This is a genomic window from Streptomyces sp. NBC_01214, assembly GCF_026340975.1.
Classification (GTDB): domain Bacteria; phylum Actinomycetota; class Actinomycetes; order Streptomycetales; family Streptomycetaceae; genus Streptomyces.
In genome coordinates, this window is record NZ_JAPEOS010000002.1 from 1,738,976 (window position 1) to 1,759,259 (window position 20,284).

A 20,284-nucleotide genomic window follows, 5' to 3' on the forward strand; every position below is an offset into this window, starting at 1 on the left:
TTCCGCGGTTCCGGACGCCCCTGCGGCTCCGGCGCCTCCCGCCGCCCCGGATGCTTCGGCCGCCCCTGTGGCTTCCGCAGCCCCTACGGCCCCAGCTTCCGCCGCTCCAGCGGATTCCGCGGTCCCGGCGGTGCCCGCCGCCCCGGTGGCTTTCGTCACCGGACCGGATGTCGTGGCGGTGCCGAAGGGCGCCGGCCGGGCGCCGTCCGCCGTCCGCAAGGCCGCCGGGGCGCTCGGCCGCCTGCTGCGCGCCGCCGCCCTCCGCTCGGCGGCCCTCGTCGCCCTGCTCGCCCTCTGGGAGACCGCCCCCCGCCTCGGCCTGGTCGACGCCACCTTCCTGCCGCCGGTCAGCGAGGTCGCCACGGCCTGGTGGGACCTCCTGGGCAACGGACAGCTCGGCCAGCACACCCGGGCCAGCCTCGCCCGCTCCTTCGGGGGCTTCGGCATCGCCGTCGTCATCGCGGTCCCGCTCGGCCTGCTCATCGGCTGGTACCGGCCGGTCGCCGCGCTGCTCGGCCCACTGCTGGAGGTGTTCCGCAACACTGCCGCACTGGCCCTGCTGCCGGTCTTCGTCCTGCTCCTGGGCATCGGCGAGACCTCGAAGGTCTCGATCGTCGTGTACGCCTGCCTCTGGCCGGTCCTGCTGAACACCATCAGCGCGGTGGGCAACGCCGACCCCACTCTGGTCAGGCTGGCCCGCTCGATGGACCTGTCCACCCCGAGGCTCTTCCAGAAGGTGATCCTGCCGTCCTCCGTACCGGCCATCTTCACCGGCATCCGGCTGGCCGGCGCGGTCTCCATCCTCGTCCTGGTGGCCGCCGAGATGATCGGTGCCAAGGCGGGCCTCGGCTACCTGATCAACGCCTCGCAGTACAACTTCGCGATCCCGCAGATGTACGCGGGCATCATCACCATCTCCGCCGTCGGCGTGGCCTTCAACCAGCTCCTGGTCACGATCGAACGCCGCCTGAGCACCTGGCGCGTCCCCGCCTGACGCCCCGCCTGACGCCCGCGCGGCCGCTCCGTGCCGCCCGCTCCGCGCAGCCCGCCCCGCCCCCGCCGTCCGGGCCGCCACCGCACGCAACGCCACCGAACACAGGGAACAGCCATGACCGCGAACCGCACCCTCCACCTCAACGCCTTCCTGATGAACGCCGGTCACCACGACGCCGCCTGGCGCCACCCCGACAGCCGGCCCGAGCTGATCACCGACCTGCGCTACTTCCAGGACCTGGCCCGCACCGCCGAACGCGGACTGCTCGACTCCATCTTCTTCGCCGACGGGGTCGCCCTCTGGGGCAAGGCCCGCCACAACGCCCTCGGCGGATTCGAGCCGCTCACCCTGCTCTCCGCCATCGCCGCCGTCACCGAGCACATCGGGCTCATCGCCACCGTCTCCACCACCTTCAACGAGCCCTACAACCTGGCCCGCAAGTTCGCCTCCCTCGACCACATCAGCGGCGGCCGGGCCGGCTGGAACATCGTCACCTCCGGCACCGTCGACGAGGCCCGCAACTTCAACCGCGACGAGCACCTGGAGCACCACCTCCGTTACGAGCGCGCCCGCGAGTTCCTGGACGTCGCCACCAAGCTCTGGGACAGCTGGGAGGACGACGCGATCGTCCTCGACAAGGAGCGCGGCATCTACGCCGACACCGACAAGCTGCACCCCGCCGCCCACCGCGGCGAGCACTTCGGCGTCGCCGGACCGCTCAACGTCCCGCGCTCCCCCCAGGGCCACCCGCTGCTCGTGCAGGCCGGTTCCTCCGAGGACGGGAAGGAGTTCGCGGCCCAGTACGCCGAGGCCGTCTTCACCGCCCAGCAGACCCTCGCCGACGGCCAGACCTTCTACAAGGACCTCAAGTCCCGCCTCGCCAAGTACGGCCGCGCCGAGTCCGACCTCCTCGTCCTGCCCGGCATCGCCCCCGTCATCGGATCCACCGAGGCCGAGGCGAAGGCCCTGGAGCAGCAGCTCACCGACCTCCAGGTGCCGGAGTACGGCCTCGCCCAGCTCTCCGGGATGCTGAACGTGGACCTCACCGGCCTGCCGCTGGACGGTCCGCTCCCCGATCTGCCCGAGGAGCGGGACGTCAACGGCAACAAGAGCCGTTTCACCCTCGTCGCCGAGCTCGCCCGACGCGACGGCCTGACCCTGCGGGAGCTGATCGCCCGCCTCGGCGCCGGCCGTGGTCACCGCGTCTTCGCCGGCACCCCCGAGCAGATCGCCGACCAGCTCCAGGAGTGGTTCACGCAAGGAGCCGCCGACGGCTTCAACATCATGGCGCCGGTCCTGCCCACCGGTCTGACCGCCTTCGTCGACCACGTCGTGCCGATCCTCCAGCGGCGCGGGCTCTTCCGCACCGAGTACACCGGTGCCACCCTCCGCGAGAACTACGGCCTGGCCCGCCCCGTCAACCGGTACACGCGGGAGAGTTCATGACCGACCACGCCACCGACGTCCTCGTCGTCGGCGGCGGACCGGCCGCCACCTGGGCCGCCCTCAAGGCCGCCGGGGCCGGGGCCCGGGTCGTCCTCGCCGACAAGGGCTACTGCGGAACGAGCGGCGCCACGGCCGCGGGCGGCACCGGTGTCTGGTACGTCCCGCCCGAGCCCGCCGCCCGGGAGGCCGCCATGGCCTCCCGGGAGGGCCTCGGCGGGTACCTGGCCGACCGCCGCTGGATGGCCCGGGTCCTCGACGAGACCTACGACCGGATGAACGAGCTGGCCACGCAGGGCCGTTACCCGTTCCCCACCGGCCCGGACGGGCAGCCGCTCCGCAACGGGCTGCAGGGCCCCGAGTACATGCGGCGGATGCGCATCCGGATCCGCCGGGCCGGGGTCCGCGTCCTCGACCACAGCCCGGTCACCGAGCTGCTCACCGACGCGGACGGGGCCGTCGCGGGCGCCGCCGGCTACCACCGTCAGCTGCGCGAGTCCTACCGGGTCCGGGCCGGCGCCGTGGTCCTCGCCACCGGCGGCTGCGCCTTCCTCAGCGGAGCACTCGGCACCAACACCAACACCGGCGACGGCGCGCTCTTCGCCGCCGAGGCCGGAGCGGAGCTCTCCGGGATGGAGTTCTCCAACGCCTACGGGATCGCCCCCGAAGGCACCTCCGTCACCAAGACCGCCTTCTACTCCTTCGCCACCTTCTACCAGGAGGACGGCAGTGTCCTGGAGGGCGCGGCCAGCCAGGGCGGCCGCTCGGTGATCGCCCGCGAACTCCTCACCGGCGCGCGGGTCTACGCGCGCATCGACCGCGCCGACGAAGGAGTCCGGGCCGCGATGCGCCTCGCACAGCCCAACTTCTTCCTCACCTTCGACCGGCTCGGCATCGACCCCTTCACCGACCGGTTCGCGGTCACCCTGCTCGCCGAGGGCACGGTGCGCGGCACCGGCGGCATCCGGATCACCGGCGACGACTGCGCGACCGGCGTCCCCGGGCTGTACGCCGCCGGCGACGCGGCCACCCGTGAGGAGATCTGCGGGGGCTTCACCGGAGGCGGCAGCCACAACGCCGCCTGGGCCATCTCCTCGGGCAGCTGGGCGGGCCGGGGCGCCGCCGGACACGCCCTGTCCCTCGGCGCCGACCGGGCCGCGGGCCGCCCCGTCACCGGCGCCGGCGGTGCGGGCCTGCGTCCGACGGGGAGCGCGGCCGCCGGACCGGAACACCGCGAGGCCGTGGCGCTCGTACAGCAGGAGGCGCTCCCCTACGACAAGAACTACCTCCGCCGCGGCGACGTCCTGGCGGCTTCCCTGCGCACCCTCGACACGGCGTGGACGCACCTGCGCGCGGGCCTGCACGGCGAGGGGGCCGATCTGGTCAGGGCCCGGCAGGCGGCGGCGATGACGGCGCACGCGCGGTGGATGTACGCGGCCGCCCTCGCCCGGCCCGAGACCCGGGGGATGGCCAAGCGCCTCGACCACCCGGACCAGGACCCGGCTCAGCACCACCGGATCCTGGTCGGCGGACTGGACCGGGTGTGGACCAGGCCGGCGGCGCGGGCGGGGGTGGCGGCGTGACCGAACTCGTGTCGGCGGGGCGCTGCATCTCCCCCTAGGCCTTCGGCCTGGAGGCGCCCCCGGCGACAAGTGCGTGGAGGTGTGCCCGACGGACGTCTTCGAACGGGGGCCCGAGGGGATTCCGCTGCTGGCACGGCAGGAGGACTGCCAGACCTGCTTCCTGTGCGAGGCGAACTGCCCGGTGGACGCGCTGTTCGTGGCCCCGCTGACCCGCCCCCTTCCGGAGGATCCGGCCGTACGGGACGAAGCGGGGCTGGTGAGCCGGGGGTTGCTCGGCAGCTACCGGCGCCACATCGGCTGGGGCGAAGGGCGGACGCCCGGATCGCTGCGGGCGATCGGGCCGCCGCTGGGCCGGTCCGCGCCGCCGATCACGTCCTGAGCGCGTGCGCGCCGCCGGAACCCAGCGCTCCGGCGGCGCGCACGCGTGGGGGCCCAGGAGGTCCCGCCGAAAAACGATCTCGGGAAAGGCGGGGAGACGGGCCCGTTTCCGGGCGCAAGGTGGCTCATCGGCCGACCACGGGGACCCCGTGTGCCGCCGGAGGAGGTCAGCAGGTCAGTGGGGCAGGTCTTCAGACGGTCAGGACGATCTTGCCGCGGGTGCGGCCCGCGGCGCTCAGCTCCCAGGCCCCGGCGGCCTCGGCGAGCGGCAGCGCGTGCTCCACGTTGACCGTGAGCTTCCCCGCGTCGGCCAAGTCCGCCAGGAAGGTCAGGTCGGCGGTGTCCGGGCGCACCCACAGCTGGTGGGCGCCCTTGGCGGCCGCGTTGTAGTCGGCGATGGAGACCACCCGGTGGCGTTCCTTGACCAGGGACTGGAGCGTCTCGATCACCCCGTCGCCGTAGAAGTCCAGGCCCGCGTCGACGCCGTCGGGCGCGAGTTCGCGGATCCGGTCCGCCATCCCCTCCCCGTACAGCACGGGCTCCGCGCCGAGGGAGCGCAGGTAGTCGTGGTTGTGCGCGCCCGCCGTGCCGATGACCCGCAGGCCGAGCGCGACCGCGATCTGTACGCCGAAGGATCCGGTGCCGCCGGCCGCGGAGTGGATGACCACGGTCTCCCCGGCCTTGAGGCCGGCGCGGGTGAGCGACTGGTAGGCGGTGAGGCCGGCCAGCGGGAGGCCCGCGGCCTGCTCGAAGCTCAGCTCGCGGGGCTTGCGGGCGAGGGTGCGGACGGGGGCGGACACCAGCTCGGCGTACGTGCCGAGTTCGACCCACTCCTTGCGGACGTAGCCGTAGACCTCGTCGCCGACGGCGTAGTCGAAGGTGTCCTCGCCGACCGCTTCGACGACTCCGGCCACGTCCCAGCCGGGTATGACCGGGTAGCGGACTTCGAGGATCGGGTCGAGGTATCCGGCGGCGAGCTTCCAGTCCACCGGATTGACGCCGGCTGCCTTGACGCGGACGAGCACCTCGCCCGGTCCCACCTTGGGCGTCGGTACGTCAACGAGCTGGAGCGTGGCGGGAGTTCCGTATGCGCTGTATGCGATGGCCTTCATGATCGTCCCCAACGCGGGTCCGCGGCCGGGTATTCCGGTCCGTCAGGCCGGCAGGGTGTTGCGGTGCGAGCTCCGCCGGGCCGCGCTGAAGAGCGCCTGGATCTGCGTACCGGCCTGCTCGACGTCGTCGAGGGGCGAGGGGAAGGCCAGCCGCACGTCGCGGTGGCCGCGCCGCTCCTCCAGCCGCAGGGTGATCCCGTACCGGTCCATGGCGACCGGCAGCGCGCGGAGCACCGCGGCGGTGGGCTGCGGCCGGACCAGCCGCAGCAGCAGGGTGACCAGGTCGTGGTGGTCGTCGAGGAGGTGCGTGAGCATGCCCGCCTCGTACGGGGACAGCGGGTCGGGGCGGGCCGCGTCCAGCTCTTCGAGGCCGACGTGCGAGACGCCTTCCGGGGTCTCCAGGACGGCCCGGTCGAATTCCATGCAGGTGGAGTCGGCTCCGGAGCCTTCGGCCAGGTCGGAGTAGGGGGTGAGGAGGCGGCCCAGCACGGTGACGCGGGCGCGCACCCGGTCCCGCACGGGGGTGGGGGCGATGTCGGTGAACTCCAGCCGGATCGACGGCCGGTACTCGGACCCGCCGCCGGGCTCGACGGGGTGCAGGTGCAGCCGTCCCATCGGGTCGCCGCCGTCGAGGTGGCGGACCTCGGAGCGCAGTCCGTCGGTCACCACGGTCATGGAGTGCGCGGCGGTCAGGATCGACCGGATGCGCTCGGCATCGGTGGGCCGGTCGGCCGGGGTGGCGGGGGCACCGAACAGGCGCATGCGGATCTCTCCTCGTCCGAGTGACTTAGGTATGCCTAACCTAACCTATCTGGCCCTTCGAGAGTACCCGGCATGCTCGTGTCGTTGTTGGGCTGAACGGGTGAAACGCGAGAGGATGGGGGGATGCACATGAAGCGCACGGCCGAGGCGGCCCGGTGAGCAGGTACGACGTCACCGACGAACAGTGGGAGGGGCTCGCGCAGGTGGTCCCCCTGCGCAGTCGCAACGAATGGCCCTCCCGGGTGGACCACCGCACGATTCCGACGGCGCCCGGGGCGTCGGCGGCGGAACAGCGGCGCTTCGTGGTGATCAGAGTTCAGATCTTCGCGGACGCGCGGGAGGTGGCGGAGTACCTGATCGCGCAGATCCCGGTACTGCTCGACCTCACCGGGGCGGACAGCGAAGTGGCCAAGCGGATCCTGGACTTCAGCAGCGGTGTGGTCTTCGGCCTGGGCAGCGGGATGCACCGGGTGGACCGGAACGTCTTCCTGCTCGCGCCGGTGGGGACCGAGGTCGAGGGGATCGCGGCCGCGGCCGTCCCCCGATCGTAGGAAGGTCCCCGAGAGGGAACGGTTCGCCGGAGCCGCGGGGGGTCCGGCGGGCCGTACCGTCCCGCGCATGGACGCCACCCCGGACGCGACGGCCGAGCGCACCGCCGCCGCCGTCGCGTTAGCCGACCCCCGCACCGATTCCCCCGAGGCCGGACCGGCCGGCGAGCTGCCCGCCGCCGAGCCCGCGCAGCGCCAGCCCCGGCCCGTCGTCACCGAGTTGCGGCTCTCCGCCTTCGGGCCGCACCGCTCGGCGGTCTTCCCGCTCGGCCCCCTCACCCTCTTCGCCGGGCCGAGCGGCAGCGGCAAGTCCCAGGCCCTGGCCGCCTACGAGGCCCTGGCCGGGCTGGCGTCCGGCGCCGTGCTGGAGGAGGTCTTCCCGGATCCGCGCGCCCGCATCCCAGACCGGGCCGTCCCCGACGCGCAGCGCCGGCGCGGGTTCCGCCTCGGCTGCACCGTGGACGGACCCGTCGGCCCGGTCCGGCTCGACCTCGCCGTCCAGGCCGAGCCCGCGCTGCGCATCGTCGGCGAACGGCTCTCGCAGGACGGGCAGGTCCTGCTCGCCACCGCCCTGCGCGACCCCGGCCGGAGCTCGGTCCAGGCCGCCTGGCTGACCGGCGGCGCCATCGGCGTCACCAGGGCGCCGCTGCCCGACGACCGGCTCGGCACGGCACTGCTCCCGCTCCGCGTCGCCGGCTCCACCGCGGGCCAGCGCCAGGTCCTGGCCGCCGCCGAACAAGTGGTCGTGGCCCTGCGCGCGGTGTTCCCCTGCGACCCCCGCCCGGACCTGATGCGCGCCGCCGTCCCGCCGGGCGAGGGCCGGCTGCTGGGCGACTGCGCCAACCTGGCCGACGTGCTGCGCCGGACCCGCAGCGAATGCGGCACCCGCCACGCGCTGCTGGCGGAGGCGGCCCGCACCGGCTGCGCGGGGCCCGTCGCGGGGCTGGACGTACGGGCCGCGGGCGGCGGCCCCGTCGCGGCGGTACTGGACCGGGGCCCCGACCGGCCCGCCACGGAGCTGGCCCGACTGGGCGCGGGCGAACTCCGCTTCCTCGCGTTGGCGCTGGTCCTGCTGACCGGGCCGGGAGTGCTGGCCGTGGACCCGGCGGCCGAACTGCTCTCCGCGCGGCAGGCGCTGACGGTGCTGGCCGACGACTTCGACCGGGGCCTCGACCGGCGCCAGAGCGCCGAACTGCTGCGCCTCGCCGTCTTGTCCTGCGGTCGCGGTCACATCCGGCTGGTGGCGGCGGTGGGGGAGGGGGCCGCGGCCGCCGCCCGCGACCTCGCGGGCGTCGCGATGGTAGACCTGGGGGCATGAACGAGACGCAGCCGCCGGCCCGGCCGGCCCAGCCGCCCCAGCCGTCCGAACAGCGACCCGAGGAGCGGCTGGACCGACTGCAGCGCCGGCTCGCGCAGTTCGCTGCGGCGCGCGGTTGGGAGCCGTACCACACGCCCAAGAACCTGGCGGTGGCGCTCAGCGTGGAGGCGTCCGAACTGGTCGAAATCTTCCAGTGGCTGACACCCGAGCAGTCGGCGAAGATCATGGAGAAGCCGGAATCGGCCCACCGCGTGGCCGATGAGGTGGCCGACGTGCTCGCGTATCTGCTGCAGTTCTGTGAGGTTCTCGGGGTGGATGTGCTGGATGCGCTCGCCGCGAAGATCGAGAGGAATGAACTCCGCTTTCCCGTGCCGGGTACATCGACACCAAATAGTCACTCTTCGGAGTGATGGACTCATCCACAATCACGTTTGTGTCCACATTTTCCGAATACCCCTGGCTTTACTGGCTCATTGCCCTCACTCTGGGTAGTGGTGAGGACGGCGGGATGTCGTGCGGACGGGGGACGGCATATGGATGCGGTACGGCTCATCGCGGCCGGCCGGCACGCGCTGGCACAGAGTGGGGTCGCGTGGGACATCGTGGGCGAGGCCTGGCAGGCCCAGGCGCTCGCGCAGGGCATAGGGAGCTATCTGGCGGTCACCGGGCCGCCCGAACTGAGACCGGAGGCACGGGGACTGGGGGAAGCGGGAAGTAGAGGCTGCGGGGTGCTCGATCGGGCGGCCCTGCGCGGAGAGGGCAGCGCGCCCGCATATCCGCCGCGAGCCGCGCAGTTGAGCGGGGTGTCGGACGTCCGGCAGGCGCTGCTCGGACTCCAGGCGCTGCTGGGTGAAGTGGGGATAGCCCTGGTCGGGGTGGCCTGCGGGACGGACGACGAGGCCCTGTACTGGCAGTGCATAGAGTCGATCGACGCGGCCGACGAGTCGAGCGACCGGGTACGGGCGATCCTGCGCCGCATGGCGGTCCGTGAGCGGGGGTCGGCCTCGGGCGTGGCCTGAGGGTGACACCCTCTAGGGGTCCCGCCGTGCGCGGCGGGACCCGCACGGTCAGGACGGTCGGTGGGACGGGCGCTCGCCCTCGGGGGTGCGGTCCGTGGAGGCCTGGAGCTCGGCATCGAGCTGCGACAGGTCGGCGTTCAGCGCGGCCATCAGGTCTTCCATCTGCTGGATGGAACCCTTCGGCGCGCCGCCGGCCTGATCGGCGGCCTCGGACTCCTGACCTGCCCGGTCGTGTGCTGACTGCGCTGCCCGTCCGGTCGGTCCGGTGTGTCGGCGGGTCTCCGGCACGGCCTCGTGGGACATGGCGGCCTCCTCGGCCCTGGCCCTTCCGGGGCGGAAGGGGGCGGTGGACGCACCAGCGGGACGCCGCCGGCGCGCGGGCCGGGGCGGTCCGGCTCCGTCCGAGCCAACGATCCCCGTACGGGCCGGTCACTGGCGGGCCCGGGCGTGGGCCGTCCGGTTGACGAAGATTCACCCTGCCGAGGCGGGAAGTGCAGGATGGGGGGCATGGATCTTCGCATTTTCACCGAGCCCCAGCAGGGTGCGAGCTACGACACGCTCCTGACCGTCGCCAAGGCCACCGAGGACCTGGGCTTCGACGCGTTCTTCCGCTCCGACCACTACCTGAGCATGGGCGCCGCCGACGGTCTGCCCGGACCCACCGACGCGTGGATCACCCTCGCGGGCCTGGCCCGGGAGACCGAGCGGATCCGCTTGGGCACGCTGATGACGGCAGGAACCTTCCGGCTGCCCGGAGTCCTCGCCATCCAGGTGGCCCAGGTCGACCAGATGTCCGGCGGACGCATCGAACTGGGCCTCGGCGCCGGCTGGTTCGAGCAGGAGCACAAGGCGTACGGCATCCCCTTTCCGGCGGACCGGATGTCCCGGTTGGAGGAGCAGCTGGCCATCGTCACCGGAATGTGGGCCACCGAGGCCGGCGCCTCCTTCGACTACGCCGGCAAGCACTACCAGGTGGAGAACTCACCCGCGCTCCCCAAGCCCGCCCAGACCAAGGTCCCCGTCCTCATCGGCGGCCACGGAGCCAAGCGCACCCCGCGGCTCGCCGCCCGGTACGCGGACGAGTTCAACATGCCCTTCGCGTCGATCGCCGACAGCGGGCGGCAGTTCGCCCGGGTCCGGGAGGCCGCCGAGGAGGCCGGCCGCAAGGCCGACGACCTGCGCTACTCCAACGCCCTCGTCGTCTGCGTGGGCAAGGACGACGCCGAGGTGGCCCGCCGCGCCGCCGCCATCGGCCGCGACGTCGACGAGCTGAAGGCCAACGGCCTGGCCGGCTCCCCGGCCGAAGTCGTGGACAAGATCGGTGCCTACGGCGCTGTCGGTTCCTCCCGCGTCTACCTCCAGCTCCTCGACCTTGACGACCTGGACCACCTGGAGCTGATCTCCACCCGGGTGCTCTCCCAGCTCCGTTAGGAAGGAGGCGAACCGATGCCACGCGCGTCCGGCCCGCTCGCCGAAGCCCTGGCCCGCAGGGCCGTTCTCCTGGACGGCGGGCTCAGCAACCAGCTCGCCGCCCAGGGCTGCGACCTGTCCGGCGACCTCTGGTCGGGCCGGGTGCTCGCCGAGCACCCGGACCAGGTGGCGGCCGCCCACACGGCGTACGTCCGGGCCGGCGCGGAGGTGCTGATCACCGCCAGTTACCAGGTCGGCTACGAGGCCTTCGCCGCCCACGGCCACGACCGCGCCGAGACCACCGCCCTGCTCCACCGCAGCGTGCGCCTGGCCGCCCGGGCCGCCGAAGCCGCCGACCACGAGGTGTGGGTGGCCGCCTCCGTCGGACCGTACGGAGCGGTGCTCGCGGACGGCTCCGAGTACCGCGGCCGGTACGGGCTGAGCGTGCGCGAACTCGCCGCCTTCCACCGCCCCCGCATCGAGGCCCTGCTCGCCGCCGGCCCCGACGTCCTGGCCGTCGAGACCGTCCCGGACAGCGACGAGGCCGAGGCGCTGCTCACCGTCCTCGCCGAGACCGGCGCACCCGCCTGGCTCTCGTACACGGTGGCCGGGGGCCGCACGCGGGCCGGGCAGCCCCTCCGCGAGGCCTTCGCCCTCGCCGCCGCGGCCCCGGAGGTCATCGCGGTCGGCGTCAACTGCTGTGATCCGGCCGATGTCCTGCCCGCCCTCGAAGCCGCGGCCGCCGTCACTGCCGGACCGCTGCTGGCCTACCCCAACGACGGCTCGGTCTGGAACGCCACCACCCGCACCTGGCACGCCCCCGAAACCCCCGTCCCCTGGCCCGCACGGGCCTGGTACACCACCGGCGCCCGCCTCATCGGCGGCTGCTGCCGGATCGGCCCGGACCGGATCGCCGCCCTCGGGACGCTGCTGCCGGACCGGCCGAGGTGAGCCGGGGGCACCGAAAAACCAGGGGCAGACTGAGCAGGTGACCAGCGATAATCGGTCACGTGTTCCTGACGATCTCCACCACCGGCTCCCCCGAACGACCCGCTACCGACCTGGGCTACCTGCTGCACAAGCATCCCGGCAAGACGCAGGCGTTCTCCACCTCCCACGGCACCGCCCACGTGTTCTACCCCGAGGCCTCGGTCGAACGGTGCACGGCGGCCCTGCTGCTGGAGGTGGACCCCGTCGCGCTCGTGCGCCACGGCCGGGGCAAGGGCCGGGGCGGGGCGCCGGACGCCGCGCTCGCGCAGTACGTGAACGACCGGCCGTACGCCGCGTCCTCGCTGCTCGCCGTCGCACTCAGCGGAGTGTTCCGCACGGCGCTCAAGGGACAGTGCACCGCCCGCCCCGAGCTCCCGGAGCAGACCCGGCCGCTGCGCGTCGAGATCCCGGTGCTGCCCGCCCGCGGCGGCGCCGCGCTCGTGCACCGGCTGTTCGGCCCGCTCGGCTGGGACCTCGTAGAGGCCGAGCCCGTACCGCTCGACGAGCAGTTCCCCGAATGGGGGGACTCCCGCTACGTACGGCTCGTCCTGGAGGGCGAGCTGCGCCTCGCCGACGCCCTGCGGCAGCTCTACGTGCTGCTGCCGGTCCTCGACGACGCCAAGCACTACTGGATCTCCCCGGACGAGGTCGACAAGCTGCTGCGCGCCGGAGACGGCTGGCTCGCCACCCACCCCGAGCACGGGCTGATCACCTCCCGCTACCTGGCCCGCCACAAGCGGCTGACCCAGGACGCCAACGAGCGCCTGGAACTGGTCCGCCTCGCCGAGGCCGACGGCAGCGAGGTCGAGGAGCTCGACAACGCGGTGGACGAGACCCGCGACACCGAGGAGCGGCCCGTGCCGCTCGCCGTGCAGCGGCGCGAGGCGATCCTCGCCGCCCTGCGGCTCGCCGGCGCCCAGCGGGTGCTGGACCTCGGCTGCGGCCAGGGGCAGTTGCTCCAGGCACTGCTCGGCGACCCGGCGTACGCCGAGATCGTCGGCATGGACGTGTCCGTGCGGGCCCTGCAGATCGCGGCCCGACGGCTGCGGCTGGACCGCATGGGCGAGCGGCAGAGCTCGCGCCTCACGCTCCTCCAGGGATCGCTCGCGTACACCGACAAGCGGCTGGCCGGCTACGACGCGGCCGTGCTCAGCGAGGTCATCGAGCACCTGGACCCGGAGCGGCTGCCCGCGCTGGAGTACGCGGTCTTCGGCTCGGCCCGCCCCCGCACGGTCCTCGTCACCACCCCGAACGTCGAGTACAACGTGCGCTGGGAGACCCTGCCCGCCGGGCACGTCCGCCACGGCGACCACCGCTTCGAGTGGAACCGCGAGGAGTTCCGGGCCTGGGCCGAGCAGGTCGCGCGGCGCCACGGCTACGGGGTCCGGTACGTGCCCGTCGGCGACGACGACCCCGAGGTCGGGCCGCCGACCCAGATGGCCGTCTTCACCCAGAACGACGGCACTCACGGCACCGACGGCACCGACGCGGCCGGCACCACCCACCCGACCGACGCGGCCGCTACCACCGACGCGGCCAGCACCACCGACACGATCCGCACCACCGACACCCCGAAGGAGGGCGAGGCAGCATGACCAGCACCGAGACCCCCCGTACGCGCACACTTCCCGTCACCGACCTGTCCCTCGTCGTTCTGATCGGGGCCACCGGATCGGGCAAGTCCACCTTCGCCCGCAAGCACTTCAAGGCCACCGAGGTCATCTCCTCCGACTACTGCCGGGGCCTGGTCTGCGACGACGAGAACGACCAGAGCGTCAGCCGCGACGCCTTCGACGTCCTGCACTACATCGCGGGCAAGCGCCTCGCGGCCGGCCGCCTGACCGTCGTCGACGCGACCAGCGTCCAGCCCGAGGCCCGCCGGCAGCTGGTCGCACTCGCCCGCGAGCACGACGTCCTGCCGATCGCCATCGTCCTGGACATGCCCGAGCAGGTCTGCGCCGAGCGCAACGCCGCCCGCCCCGACCGGGCCGGCCTGCCCCGCGCGGTCATCCAGCGGCACCGCCGTGACCTGCGGCGCTCGCTGCGCGGTCTGGAGCGCGAGGGCTTCCGCAAGGTCCACGTGCTGCGCTCCGTCGAGGAGGCCGAGACCGCCGAGGTGGTCCTGGAGAAGCGGTTCAACGACCTCACCCACCTCACCGGCCCCTTCGACATCGTCGGTGACATCCACGGCTGTTCCTCCGAGCTGGAGACCCTGCTCGCCAAGCTCGGCTACGAGGACGGGGTCCACCCCGAGGGCCGCACCGCCGTCTTCGTCGGCGACCTCGTCGACCGCGGCCCCGACAGCCCCGGCGTGCTGCGCCGCGTCATGGGCATGGTCAAGTCCGGCAACGCCCTGTGCGTGCCCGGGAACCACGAGAACAAGCTCGGCCGTTACCTGAAGGGCTCCAAGGTCCAGCGGACCCACGGCCTCGCCGAGACCATCGAGCAGCTGGAGGGGGAGCCGGAGGAGTTCGTCCAGGAGGTGAGGGAGTTCATCCGCGGCCTCGTCAGCCACTACGTCCTCGACGGCGGCAAGCTGGTGGTCTGCCACGCCGGGCTGCCCGAGAAGTACCACGGCCGCACCTCCGGCCGGGTCCGCTCGCACGCCCTCTACGGGGAAACCACCGGTGAGACCGACGAGTTCGGCCTGCCCGTGCGCTACCCGTGGGCCGAGGACTACCGAGGCAAGGCCGTCGTGGTCTACGGCCACACTCCGGTCCCCGACACCACCTGGATCAACAACACCATCTGCCTCGACACCGGCGCGGTCTTCGGCGGCCGGATGACCGCCCTGCGCTGGCCCGAGCGCGAACTGGTCGACGTACCGGCCGAGAAGGTCTGGTACGAGCCGGTCAAGCCGCTCGCCGCCGAGGCGCCGGGCGGGCACGACGGCCGCCCGCTCGACCTGGCGGACGTGCACGGCCGCCGGGTCGTGGAGACCAGGCACCTGGGCAACGTCAACGTGCGCGAGGAGAACGCCGCGGCGGCCCTGGAGGTCATGAGCCGCTTCGCGGTGGACCCCCGCCTCGTCCCGTACCTGCCGCCCACCATGGCGCCCACGGCGACCTCCCGCGAGGAGGGCTACCTGGAGCACCCGGCCGAGGCCTTCGCCCAGTACCGGGGGGACGGCATCGCCCAGGTGGTGTGCGAGGAGAAGCACATGGGCTCCCGCGCCACCGTCCTCGTCTGCAAGGACGCCGACGCGGCCCGCACCCGCTTCGGGGTCGACGGTCCGACGGGCTCCGTCTACACCCGCACCGGGCGGCCCTTCTTCAAGGAGCCGGAGGTCACCGAGGAGGTCCTCACCCGGCTGCGCGCGGCGATCACCGGCGCGGGCCTGTGGGAGGAGCTCGATACCGACTGGCTGCTGCTCGACGGGGAACTCCTGCCCTGGTCGCTGAAGTCCACCGGCTTGCTGCGCAACCAGTACGCCGCCGTCGGTGCGGCCTCCGGCGCCGTCTTCCCGGGCGCCATCGCCGCCCTGGAGGCGGCCACCGCCCGGGGCGTCGACACCGGCGAGCTGCTGGAGCGCCAGCGCGGCCGGGCCGCCGACGCGGCCGCCTTCACCGACGCCTACCGGCGCTACTGCTGGACCACCGACGGGCTGGACGGCGTACGGTTCGCGCCGTTCCAGCTGTTGGCGGTGGCCGGGCGGTCGCTGGCCGCGGTTCCCCACGACGAGCAGCTGTTCTGGCTGGACCGGCTGGTCGCCGCCGACGAGGCGAGCGGCACCGGACTGCTCCGGCGCACCGGCCGGATCCTGGTGGACACCGCGGACGAGGACTCCGTACGGGCCGGCACCGACTGGTGGCTGGAGCTGACGGCCGCCGGCGGCGAGGGCATGGTCGTCAAGCCGCTCCAGGCGTACGCCAAGGACGACAGGGGCCGACTGGTCCAGCCCGGAGTCAAGGTGCGCGGGCGCGAGTACCTGCGGATCATCTACGGCCCGGAGTACACCCGTCCCGAGCAGCTGACGCGGCTGCGCGAACGGTTCCTCGGGCACAAGCGCTCGCTCGCGCTGCGCGAGTACGCGCTCGGGCTGGAGGCGCTGGACCGGCTGGCGACCGACGAGCCGCTGTGGCGGGTCCACGAGGCGGTCTTCGCGGTGCTCGCGCTGGAGTCGGAGCCGGTCGACCCGCGCCTGTGAGCCGGCACCGTCGCGAGGGCGGGCCGCGTCAGCACGGCCCGTAAAGGGGTGGCCCCCGTACGGCCTCGAATTAGGTCGTATGGGGGAACTTTCGCGGAGAACTCCGGGAAAACCACCGGCGGGATCGTTCATCCAGGGCAGCGGAATGTCCGCGACCCTGGAAGGACGGAACGTCACCTATGAAGATGACCGCGCGCGGAAGCATTGCGGCGCTCATGACCTGTATGGCTGCGGCCGGCGCGGCCACCCCGGCCGTGGCCCAGTCGGTGCCGGTCGGTGTCCCGCTGGACGCCGTGAAGACCACGCTGGGCGTGGACACCCCGCGCGTGGGCACCGGTGTGCCGGTGCCGGTCGTGGGCGCGCCCGAGTCGCCCCGCTTCCACAAGGGGAACATGCTCCCGACCCCACTGCTCCCGTCGGTGCCGGTCGGCACCGAGCTCGGCAAGACCCTCGTCACCTCCCCGGTGCCGAACCTGCTGGGCAAGCCGGAGACGGACGGCGAGGGTTCCCTCGAGGCGCCGGCCACCGACCTGCTCGCCCGGACCCCCGGCCTGGTCGCCGGCGGTCTGCTGACGATGCCGGACGCCTCCAACTCCGGGGTGCCGAACCTGATCGCGCCCGAACTGGGCCTGACCACACCGGAGCTCACCGGCGCCCCCTCGGCGCTTCTCGGCCTCGGCACCCCTCGCTGAGCGGACGCCACGTCAAAAAGCCGTTCGGTCTGGGAATGTGTACGGCATGGGATTCCATGTCGACTCCGAGACCGGGCGGCTTCGCCGCGTCATCCTCCACCGGCCCGACCTGGAGCTGAAGCGGCTCACACCGAGCAACAAGGACGCGCTCCTCTTCGACGACGTGCTGTGGGTGCGCCGGGCCCGCCAGGAGCACGACGGATTCGCGGACGTGCTGCGGGACCGGGGCGTGGAGGTCCACCTCTTCGGTGACCTCCTGTGCGAGGCCCTCGACATCCCGGAGGCCAGGCACCTCGTACTGGACCGGGTCTTCGACGAGAAGGAGTACGGGCCGCTCGCCACCGACCACTTGCGGGCGGCCTTCGACGGGCTGACCTCGGCCGAGCTGGCGGAGGCCCTGGTCGGCGGGATGACCAAGCGGGAGTTCCTGGAGCGGCACGCCGAGCCGGTGTCGGTGCGCTTCCACGCCCTGGACCTGGACGGTTTCCTGCTGGGCCCGCTGCCCAACCACCTCTTCACCCGGGACACCTCCGCCTGGATCTACGACGGGGTGTCCATCAACGCGATGCGCTGGCCCGCCCGGCAGCGCGAGACGGTCCACTTCGAGGCGATCTACAAGCACCATCCGCTCTTCACCACCTCCGGCGCCTTCCACTACTGGTCGCAGGGGCAGTCGGACTACCCCTCGACGATCGAGGGCGGGGACGTCCTGGTCATTGGCAACGGGGCGGTGCTGATCGGGATGAGCGAGCGGACCACCCCGCAGGCGGTGGAGATGCTGGCACGCGGCCTGTTCGCGGCCGGTTCGGCGACGTCCATCGTGGCGCTCGACATGCCCAAGTCGCGGGCCTTCATGCACCTGGACACGGTGATGACGATGGTCGACGGAGATACGTTTACTCAGTACGCCGGGCTCGGGATGCTCCCCTCGTACACGATCGAGCCGGGCGGCGGGCCGCACGAGCTCAAGGTGACCGACCACCCGGAGGACCACATGCACCGGGCCATCGCGGGGGCGCTCGGCCTGGACTCGATCCGGGTGCTGACCGCGACGCAGGACGTGCACTCGGCCGAGCGCGAGCAGTGGGACGACGGGTGCAACGTGCTCGCCGTGGAGCCGGGGGTGGTGGTCGCCTACGAGCGGAACGTGACGACCAACACGCACCTGCGCAAGATGGGCATCGAGGTGATCGAGATCCCGGGCAGCGAGCTGGGGCGGGGCCGGGGCGGGCCGCGCTGCATGAGCTGTCCCGTCGAGCGGGACGCGGTCTGAGGCGGGCCGGGCCGGGGGAGGGGTCCCGGGTCCGGGGAAAGACCCCGGGCCCGGTCTGTATATCAATACAGAGGATCGTATAGACTTCCAACATCCCCTGTCACCGTGACGCTGGAGCGACCCCATGGCCACCGACCTCGCCGGCCGCAGTTTTCTCAAGGAGCTGGATTTCACGGCCGCCGAGTTCCGCGGCCTGATCGAGCTCGCCGCCGACCTGAAGGCGGCCAAGAAGGCCGGGGCCGAGCAGCGCCTGCTCGAGGGTCGGAACATCGCCCTGATCTTCGAGAAGACCTCCACCCGGACCCGCTGCGCCTTCGAGGTCGCCGCCGCGGACCAGGGCGCGCACACCACCTACCTCGACCCCGCCGGCTCCCAGATGGGCCACAAGGAGTCGGTCAAGGACACCGCCCGGGTGCTGGGCCGGATGTTCGACGGGATCGAGTACCGGGGTGACAGCCAGCAGGCCGTCGAAGAGCTCGCCGCCCACTCGGGCGTCCCCGTCTTCAACGGTCTCACCGACGACTGGCACCCGACCCAGATGCTGGCCGACCTGCTCACCATGACCGAGCACACCACCAAGCCGCTGGACCGGATCGCCTTCGCCTACCTCGGTGACGCCCGCTTCAACATGGGCAACTCCTACCTCGTGACCGGTGCGCTGCTGGGCATGGACGTGCGGATCGTCGCACCCCGGTCCTACTGGCCCGCCGAGTCGGTGGTGGCCGCGGCGCGGGAGCTCGCGGCGGAGAGCGGAGCCCGGCTCACCCTGACCGAGGAGGTCGCCGAGGGGGTCGCCGGGGCGGACTTCGTCGTGACCGACATCTGGGTGTCCATGGGGGAGCCCAAGGAGGTCTGGGACGAGCGGATCGCGGTCCTGTCCCCTTACGCGGTGACCATGGACGTGCTGCGCGCCACCGGCAACCCGGACGTGAAGTTCATGCACTGCCTGCCGGCCTTCCACGACCTCGGCACCAAGGTGGCCCGGGAGATCCACGAGCGGCACGGGCTCGACTCCCTGGAGGTGACGGACGAGGTGTTCGAGTCGGATCACTCGATCGTCTTCGACGAGGCCGAGAACCGGCTGCACACCATCAAGGCCGTGCTCGTCGCCACCCTCGGCCGACCCGGCCGGAGTGACGCATAGTCATACGCCGGCGGGGCCGGAGCGCTGCGCGGGCAGGGTGAACCACACGGCTTTGCCGTGCGCGGTGGGGCGGTGGCCGCAGTCCGAGCTCAGGCTCCGGATCAGCAGCAGGCCGCGGCCGTGCTCCTGCCAGGGGTCGGGCCGGCCGGCCTCCGGGCGGGTCGACAGGTCGCCGGGCGGGCACGGATCGCCGTCGTGGACCTCGACCTGACAGCCGTTCGCGAGCAGTTCCACGACCAGCTCGATCGGGGCGCCGGAGCTGGTGTGCTCCACGGCGTTGGCGACCAGTTCGGCCGTCAGGAGCTCCGCGGTGTCCCGGTCGGCGGGCGCGTCGGTGTCGGCCAGCGCGGTGCGGACGAGGGCGCGGGCCATGGGTACGGCAGCCGCCGTGTGGGGCAGGGCGATCCGCCAGGCGGAGGTGTCGGGCAAGGAGGGACCATCCTCCCGGGGTCTGGGTCACGTCTAGGTCACGTGGGGTGAACTCCCGGTTTCAACGATACGAAGTCGAATTCTCATTCCGCAGGGCACCCCGGCACGGCCGCGGCCGGGACCTTCGCCCCGCAGGGCCGCACGGGGCCGCCGACGAAACGAACATGTCGCGCTTCTGTGACGGCAGTCACGATCTGGTGATACCGTCGGTGGTGTGAGCCCCTTCACCGGTTCCACACCAGCGACCGAACGGTGGCACCACCTCCGGGTCACCCGGCAGGACGGCGTCGCCACCGTCACCTTCGACCGCCCCGAGAAGCTGAACGCGCTCACCTTCGGCGCCTACGCCGACCTGCGCGATCTGCTCGGTGAACTGTCCCGCGAGCGCTCCGTACGCGCCCTCGTGCTCGGCGGCGAGGGGCGCGGCTTCTGCTCCGGCGGGGACGTCGACGAGATCATCGGCGCCACCCTCGCCATGGACACCGCCCAGCTCCTCGACTTCAACCGGATGACCGGCCAGGTGGTGCGCGCCCTGCGCGAATGCCCCTTCCCGGTGATCGCCGCCGTCCACGGGGTCGCCGCCGGGGCCGGTGCCGTCCTCGCGCTCGCCGCCGACTTCCGGATCGCCGACCCCACCGCCCGCTTCGCCTTCCTCTTCACCCGCGTCGGTCTCTCCGGCGGGGACATGGGCGCGGCCTACCTGCTGCCCCGGGTCGTCGGCCTCGGCCACGCCACCCGCCTGCTGATGCTTGGAGAGCCCGTCCACGCGGCCGAGGCCGAGCGGATCGGCCTGCTCAGCGAGCTCACCGAAGAGGGCAAGGCCCACGTGCGGGCCGCCGAACTCGCCGCGCGCCTGGCCGCGGGCCCCGCCCTCGCCCACGCGCAGACCAAGGCGCTGCTCACCGCCGAGCTCGACATGCCGCTGGCCGCGTCCGTGGAGCTGGACGCCAACACGCAGGCCCTGCTGATGCACGGCCAGGACTACGCGGAGTTCCACGCCGCCTTCACCGGGAAGCGGCCGCCGGAGTGGAAGGGCAGGTAG

General features: G+C 72.8%; 20 protein-coding genes. 16 read left to right on the top strand and 4 right to left on the bottom strand.

Annotated features, from left to right (window positions below; translation table 11 throughout):
- Window positions 1-145: 145 nt before the first annotated feature.
- The 4 genes from OG594_RS32715 (at window position 146) to OG594_RS32730 (ending at window position 4,399) form a co-directional block, all read left to right on the top strand.
- On the top strand, window positions 146-994 hold the full coding sequence (locus tag OG594_RS32715) for an ABC transporter permease (RefSeq protein ID WP_266605941.1): 849 nt from the start codon (window positions 146-148) through the stop codon (window positions 992-994).
- Between the two features lie 114 nt (window positions 995-1,108).
- Window positions 1,109-2,440, top strand: coding sequence for an LLM class flavin-dependent oxidoreductase (locus OG594_RS32720; protein ID WP_266605943.1), 1,332 nt, complete (start codon window positions 1,109-1,111; stop codon window positions 2,438-2,440).
- A complete protein-coding gene (locus tag OG594_RS32725; RefSeq protein WP_266605945.1) occupies window positions 2,437-4,020 on the top strand; it encodes an FAD-binding protein in 1,584 nt (527 codons plus the stop codon). The genes OG594_RS32720 and OG594_RS32725 overlap by 4 nt, the downstream gene beginning before the upstream one ends.
- Window positions 4,021-4,099: 79 nt before the next feature.
- Complete coding sequence (locus OG594_RS32730) at window positions 4,100-4,399, top strand: ferredoxin family protein (RefSeq protein WP_266605947.1); 300 nt, start codon at window positions 4,100-4,102, stop codon at window positions 4,397-4,399.
- Window positions 4,400-4,589: 190 nt separating this feature from the next.
- Here the strand turns inward: OG594_RS32730 and OG594_RS32735 are convergent, their stop codons facing one another.
- Window positions 4,590-5,510: an NADP-dependent oxidoreductase gene (locus OG594_RS32735; protein WP_266605949.1), complete on the bottom strand. Its 921-nt coding sequence runs from the start codon at window positions 5,508-5,510 to the stop codon at window positions 4,590-4,592.
- Between the two features lie 42 nt (window positions 5,511-5,552).
- Entirely contained in the window at window positions 5,553-6,272 is a 720-nt protein-coding gene (locus OG594_RS32740; protein ID WP_266605951.1) for a DUF2470 domain-containing protein, read from the bottom strand.
- A 155-nt stretch (window positions 6,273-6,427) separates the two neighbouring features.
- On the opposite strand from OG594_RS32740, the gene OG594_RS32745 reads away from it, so the two are divergent.
- The 4 genes from OG594_RS32745 to OG594_RS32760 all read left to right on the top strand — a co-directional run bounded on the left by OG594_RS32745 (window position 6,428) and on the right by OG594_RS32760 (window position 9,157).
- A complete protein-coding gene (locus OG594_RS32745; RefSeq protein ID WP_030012729.1) occupies window positions 6,428-6,823 on the top strand; it encodes a cell division protein SepF in 396 nt (131 codons plus the stop codon).
- Window positions 6,824-6,890: 67 nt separating this feature from the next.
- Window positions 6,891-8,138, top strand: a complete 1,248-nt coding sequence (locus OG594_RS32750; protein WP_266605953.1) for an ATP-binding protein — start codon at window positions 6,891-6,893, stop codon at window positions 8,136-8,138.
- The gene (locus OG594_RS32755; RefSeq protein WP_266605955.1) at window positions 8,135-8,548 is read left to right on the top strand and encodes a nucleotide pyrophosphohydrolase; all 414 of its coding nucleotides are present in this window, start codon (window positions 8,135-8,137) and stop codon (window positions 8,546-8,548) included. The genes OG594_RS32750 and OG594_RS32755 overlap by 4 nt, the downstream gene beginning before the upstream one ends.
- 123 nt (window positions 8,549-8,671) lie before the next feature.
- A complete protein-coding gene (locus tag OG594_RS32760) occupies window positions 8,672-9,157 on the top strand; it encodes a DUF6099 family protein (RefSeq protein WP_266605957.1) in 486 nt (161 codons plus the stop codon).
- A 48-nt stretch (window positions 9,158-9,205) separates the two neighbouring features.
- Here OG594_RS32760 and OG594_RS32765 read toward each other — a convergent pair whose 3' ends face one another.
- Entirely contained in the window at window positions 9,206-9,460 is a 255-nt protein-coding gene (locus tag OG594_RS32765) for a hypothetical protein (RefSeq protein ID WP_266606709.1), read from the bottom strand.
- A gap of 204 nt (window positions 9,461-9,664) precedes the next feature.
- Here OG594_RS32765 and OG594_RS32770 point away from each other — a divergent pair, with 204 nt between their 5' ends.
- The 7 genes from OG594_RS32770 (at window position 9,665) to argF (ending at window position 18,813) form a co-directional block, all read left to right on the top strand.
- Complete coding sequence (locus OG594_RS32770) at window positions 9,665-10,588, top strand: LLM class F420-dependent oxidoreductase (protein ID WP_266605959.1); 924 nt, start codon at window positions 9,665-9,667, stop codon at window positions 10,586-10,588.
- A gap of 15 nt (window positions 10,589-10,603) precedes the next feature.
- Window positions 10,604-11,518 carry a homocysteine S-methyltransferase gene (mmuM, locus tag OG594_RS32775; protein WP_266605961.1) on the top strand — a complete coding sequence of 305 codons (915 nt, stop codon included), beginning with the start codon at window positions 10,604-10,606 and terminating at the stop codon, window positions 11,516-11,518.
- 59 nt (window positions 11,519-11,577) lie between these two features.
- The gene (locus OG594_RS32780) at window positions 11,578-13,152 is read left to right on the top strand and encodes a 3' terminal RNA ribose 2'-O-methyltransferase Hen1 (protein ID WP_266605963.1); all 1,575 of its coding nucleotides are present in this window, start codon (window positions 11,578-11,580) and stop codon (window positions 13,150-13,152) included.
- Entirely contained in the window at window positions 13,149-15,704 is a 2,556-nt protein-coding gene (locus OG594_RS32785; RefSeq protein WP_266605965.1) for a polynucleotide kinase-phosphatase, read from the top strand. Before OG594_RS32780 ends, OG594_RS32785 begins: the two co-directional genes overlap by 4 nt.
- Window positions 15,705-15,883: 179 nt before the next feature.
- A complete protein-coding gene (locus OG594_RS32790; RefSeq protein ID WP_266605967.1) occupies window positions 15,884-16,396 on the top strand; it encodes a hypothetical protein in 513 nt (170 codons plus the stop codon).
- A 46-nt stretch (window positions 16,397-16,442) separates the two neighbouring features.
- Window positions 16,443-17,669 (top strand): arginine deiminase, encoded by a 1,227-nt coding sequence (locus OG594_RS32795; RefSeq protein ID WP_266605969.1) that lies wholly within the window; start codon window positions 16,443-16,445, stop codon window positions 17,667-17,669.
- A gap of 124 nt (window positions 17,670-17,793) precedes the next feature.
- Window positions 17,794-18,813, top strand: coding sequence for an ornithine carbamoyltransferase (gene argF, locus OG594_RS32800; protein ID WP_266605971.1), 1,020 nt, complete (start codon window positions 17,794-17,796; stop codon window positions 18,811-18,813).
- Here the strand turns inward: argF and OG594_RS32805 are convergent, their stop codons facing one another.
- A complete protein-coding gene (locus OG594_RS32805; protein ID WP_266605973.1) occupies window positions 18,814-19,242 on the bottom strand; it encodes an ATP-binding protein in 429 nt (142 codons plus the stop codon). It lies immediately after the preceding gene.
- 214 nt (window positions 19,243-19,456) lie between these two features.
- On the opposite strand from OG594_RS32805, the gene OG594_RS32810 reads away from it, so the two are divergent.
- Window positions 19,457-20,284 carry an enoyl-CoA hydratase family protein gene (locus OG594_RS32810; RefSeq protein WP_189739142.1) on the top strand — a complete coding sequence of 276 codons (828 nt, stop codon included), beginning with the start codon at window positions 19,457-19,459 and terminating at the stop codon, window positions 20,282-20,284.

Coding starts and splice junctions, on each gene's coding strand:
- OG594_RS32725 (WP_266605945.1), top strand. CDS start 2,437: ATGACCGACCACGCCACCGACGTCCTCGTCGTCGGCGGCGGACCGGCC.
- mmuM (WP_266605961.1), top strand. CDS start 10,604: ATGCCACGCGCGTCCGGCCCGCTCGCCGAAGCCCTGGCCCGCAGGGCC.
- OG594_RS32790 (WP_266605967.1), top strand. CDS start 15,884: ATGAAGATGACCGCGCGCGGAAGCATTGCGGCGCTCATGACCTGTATG.
- OG594_RS32760 (WP_266605957.1), top strand. CDS start 8,672: ATGGATGCGGTACGGCTCATCGCGGCCGGCCGGCACGCGCTGGCACAG.
- OG594_RS32795 (WP_266605969.1), top strand. CDS start 16,443: ATGGGATTCCATGTCGACTCCGAGACCGGGCGGCTTCGCCGCGTCATC.
- argF (WP_266605971.1), top strand. CDS start 17,794: ATGGCCACCGACCTCGCCGGCCGCAGTTTTCTCAAGGAGCTGGATTTC.
- OG594_RS32785 (WP_266605965.1), top strand. CDS start 13,149: ATGACCAGCACCGAGACCCCCCGTACGCGCACACTTCCCGTCACCGAC.
- OG594_RS32750 (WP_266605953.1), top strand. CDS start 6,891: ATGGACGCCACCCCGGACGCGACGGCCGAGCGCACCGCCGCCGCCGTC.
- OG594_RS32740 (WP_266605951.1), bottom strand. CDS start 6,272: ATGCGCCTGTTCGGTGCCCCCGCCACCCCGGCCGACCGGCCCACCGAT.
- OG594_RS32770 (WP_266605959.1), top strand. CDS start 9,665: ATGGATCTTCGCATTTTCACCGAGCCCCAGCAGGGTGCGAGCTACGAC.
- OG594_RS32735 (WP_266605949.1), bottom strand. CDS start 5,510: ATGAAGGCCATCGCATACAGCGCATACGGAACTCCCGCCACGCTCCAG.
- OG594_RS32755 (WP_266605955.1), top strand. CDS start 8,135: ATGAACGAGACGCAGCCGCCGGCCCGGCCGGCCCAGCCGCCCCAGCCG.
- OG594_RS32720 (WP_266605943.1), top strand. CDS start 1,109: ATGACCGCGAACCGCACCCTCCACCTCAACGCCTTCCTGATGAACGCC.
- OG594_RS32765 (WP_266606709.1), bottom strand. CDS start 9,460: ATGTCCCACGAGGCCGTGCCGGAGACCCGCCGACACACCGGACCGACC.